Raw genomic sequence first — 3,187 nt, 5'->3', positions numbered from 1 at the left:
GCAGGTCTTCGTCAAGGACCTGGGCACGGGCCAGGTGACGCTGGCCAGCGCCGACGCGGACGGAAACGCGCGCGGCGGCTTCAACCCGGCCATCTCCCCCGACGGCCACTACGTCTCCTTCACCAGCAATGCCTCGGACCTGGTGGCGGGCAGCACCAGCAGCGGCGAAAATGTCTTTGTGAAGGATCTGTGGTCCGGCGAGGTCAAGCAGCTCAGCGACAACACGGCGTCTATCATTAACCGGTATGGCGCCGGCCAGGAACGGTCCGTCGTCACCGACACGGGCGCCGTCGCCTTCAGCAGCCTGACGAGCAACCTCGTCCCTGGCGACACCAACAGCGTCTTCAACATCTTCCTCTCGACCTGACCGCCTTCGCCCGGCGCTGGGCGCCCAACCCCGGACCGCATCAAGCGGTCCGGGCAGTCCCATGCGTCGCTGCTAGGGTCAATGCTGTTCATTCGGCTTGGCCCGCAAGGAGACTTGGAGGCCGACAGCCAGAGTCGTTGCGCGCAAATCCAACTAAGCGAGCCGTATTGCGCTTGGCTCTTGTTGGGTTCCGGGGTGTTGAGACCAGGACCGGTCAGGGGCTGATGAGGTCTGGTGCGTGAGCAGGAGCGGGAGTAGCTGACCGGCTCGCGCGAGGAGCTTTCATCATGGCCGCATCCGATCTGATCAACCTTTCGGGCCTGATCGACGACGCCAAGTGCTTCGCGCTGGTGCGCCAGCATCGCTGGCCGGAGGGTGTGCGCTGCCCCGGTTGCGGCAGCGGCGTCGTCGTCCGGGACGGCTGCGACGACACGCAGCCCTGTCGCCAGCGCTACCGGTGCAAAGCATGCGCTGGGCGTTTCGACGACCTCACCGGCACGGTGCTGGCCGGGCACCATCAGCCGCTGCGCGTGTGGGTGCTGTGCCTCTACTTCATGGGCCTGAACCTCTCGAACAGGCAGATCGCCCTGGAGCTGGGCCTGGACACTTCGGATACGCAGGCGATGACGGAGCAGCTGCGCCGCGGGCTGGTCGCCAAGGCGGAGCTGAAGGGCGTGGTGGAAGTCGACGAGATCTACGTGGTGGCCGGGCACAAGGGGCAGCCGGAAGAGGTGGCCAAAAGGGGCGGTTCGGACGGTGCCGCAAGCTGGCAGGCGCGCCGGGCCGCGGCACGTTGGAGAAGGACAAGCCGCCTATCCTCGGCCTGATCCAGCGCGGCGGACAGGTGGTGCTGCGCATGCTGGCCAACGTGCAGCAGGCGACCATCAAGCCGGTCATCACAGCCGCGGTCGTCCCGGGCACCCTCGTCCACACCGACGAGTATGCCATCTACGCCCGCCTGCCAGCCTGGGGCTACGGGCACAAGACGGTCTGCCACGCCCGCGGCGAGTATGCCCGCGACGAGGACGGGGACGGGGACGGGTTTTGCGAGGTCCACGTCAACGCCATGGAAGGATTTTGGTCCTTGCTGCGTTCCTGGCTGCGCCCGCACCGCGGCATCTCGCAAGACAAGCTGCCCCTTTATCTCGGCTTCTTCCAGCTCGTGCACAACGCTCGCCGACGCGGCAAAGCCCTGCTCAGTGCCCTCATCGCCGGCCTGGTCGCGTGACAGACCCATCACCACCCCGGAACCCAACAAGAGCCAATCTGCCAACGTGCGTCGCCCCTGACCGGCACCCTTACCGTAAAATCCGCGTAGATGCTGCCAGTGGGCCAAGCTGCAAAGGAGATCTCACAACCAGACATCAGAACAGTTCTTCCCCGCCATTGACGTGTAACACTTGACCGGTAACGAAGCCAGCTCCGGCAAAGTAGGTGCAAGCTGCTGCGATCTCGTCCACATGGCCAACCCGCCGCACAGGGATTTCCTTAACTTTCTCGCCATACCCGTCACGGAATTGCGGATACTGCGTCAAGTCCCGCGCCGTGTCGATAACGCCAGGCGCAACTGTGTTGGCTGTGATGCCGAACGGACCAAACTCGACCGCAATTGCTTTCGACAGCGCGAACACCCCAGCTTTGCACGTCACATTGTGCGCCCGGTCGGGAAGGACTGCGAAACCGTCTATCCCGGATATGTGGACAATGCGTCCCCAACCACGCTCTTTCATCAGCGGCAACACCGCCCGGGCTAGGTAGAAGGAAGCGCTCAGGTTCGAGTTCAGGATGCGCTGCCATTCTTCGACCGAGATATCGAGGAACTCCGTGTGCAGGCGAAGCGCGACATTGGATATTGCAATGTCGACACTGCCGAACGCCGCCACGCTGCGGTCCACCATGGTTTGTACCGCCGCTGGATCACCAACATCGGCAAGCACTGCAAGTGCACCAACCCCGAAGCTGCGGGCCTCCTCGGCGACACTCTCAATCGCGGCCTGGTCCTGATGACCATTGATGACGACGTTTGCACCGCCACGCGCAAACGCAAGTGCAATGGCGCGACCGATATTCTGACCAGAGCCAGTCACAAGCGCCGTGCGGCTGCCAAACGGCCGATTGGATTTGGTATCGCCCATTACGTAATCTCCAGATCTCGATCTGCATGCTGGCACGCGGCACTTACAAGCGGACGCCAGACTCTCCCAAGCGGACGCCAGACTCTCCACCATGATGACGTTCGGTGCCGTCGCGTATCGTGTGGAAATGGCCCGATCGGGTCGTCCTGGCGCAGCGATGGTGGCCTTGATCAGGCAGCAAGGTCAACCCATTCTGCTCCGCTGCGGCTGCGTTGTCCGTGTCGAAGGCGCGCAGGCCGCTGCGTCGCCATCGTGCCTTGAGGTCGCTTGCCTCTTCGTGGCGTCCATTCTCCTGCTGTTGCAGCCGGCCTGCGATGTCCAGCAGTGCTCTGATCAAAAACGGCGAGAGAGCGGCTCAGGTCATCAACTTGGGTCATGGGGACTGCCCACCCGTTGCATCTACCGACGATGATGCTAACCCCTTCGCCGGTCCCCCCATAGCTTACATGGGGGAAAGTCAAGTGGGACGTGTCTCCATCCCGGATGCTCCGGGCACGACGATCCCGTCGTCGGCTCAGGCGCGCGGCGCCATGATCGTGTCATCGGGTTGCGGGGATCGAGCCCAAATTTCCATGCGGCACCGTGGCCGCATCGACTTACATACGGTCGCCGCTCGGGGCAGCTGACACCAAGGGCTTATCCGGGAATATCCGAATCGAGTAGCGTGCGATTGGCCCGTTCTTGG

4 protein-coding genes are annotated in these 3,187 nt (G+C 63.4%); 3 read left to right on the top strand and 1 reads right to left on the bottom strand.

Annotated features, from left to right (window positions below; translation table 11 throughout):
* The 3 genes from ACFE99_RS24300 to ACFE99_RS24290 all read left to right on the top strand — a co-directional run.
* Window positions 1-367, top strand: a 367-nt coding sequence (locus ACFE99_RS24300; protein ID WP_375489332.1) for a hypothetical protein, incomplete at its 5' end; no start/stop codon positions are given.
* Between the two features lie 287 nt (window positions 368-654).
* On the top strand, window positions 655-1,194 hold the full coding sequence (locus ACFE99_RS24295) for a transposase (RefSeq protein ID WP_375489330.1): 540 nt from the start codon (window positions 655-657) through the stop codon (window positions 1,192-1,194).
* Entirely contained in the window at window positions 1,161-1,595 is a 435-nt protein-coding gene (locus tag ACFE99_RS24290) for an IS1595 family transposase (protein WP_375489328.1), read from the top strand. The genes ACFE99_RS24295 and ACFE99_RS24290 overlap by 34 nt, the downstream gene beginning before the upstream one ends.
* Window positions 1,596-1,731: 136 nt before the next feature.
* Here the strand turns inward: ACFE99_RS24290 and ACFE99_RS24285 are convergent, their stop codons facing one another.
* Window positions 1,732-2,502 carry an SDR family NAD(P)-dependent oxidoreductase gene (locus tag ACFE99_RS24285; RefSeq protein WP_375489326.1) on the bottom strand — a complete coding sequence of 257 codons (771 nt, stop codon included), beginning with the start codon at window positions 2,500-2,502 and terminating at the stop codon, window positions 1,732-1,734.
* Window positions 2,503-3,187: the final 685 nt, after the last annotated feature.

The organism is uncultured Mycobacterium sp., assembly GCF_964249325.1.
GTDB lineage: Bacteria > Actinomycetota > Actinomycetes > Mycobacteriales > Mycobacteriaceae > Mycobacterium.
The sequence above is the reverse complement of the archived record's forward strand: the minus strand, read 5'-3'. Positions and strand labels throughout refer to the sequence as shown.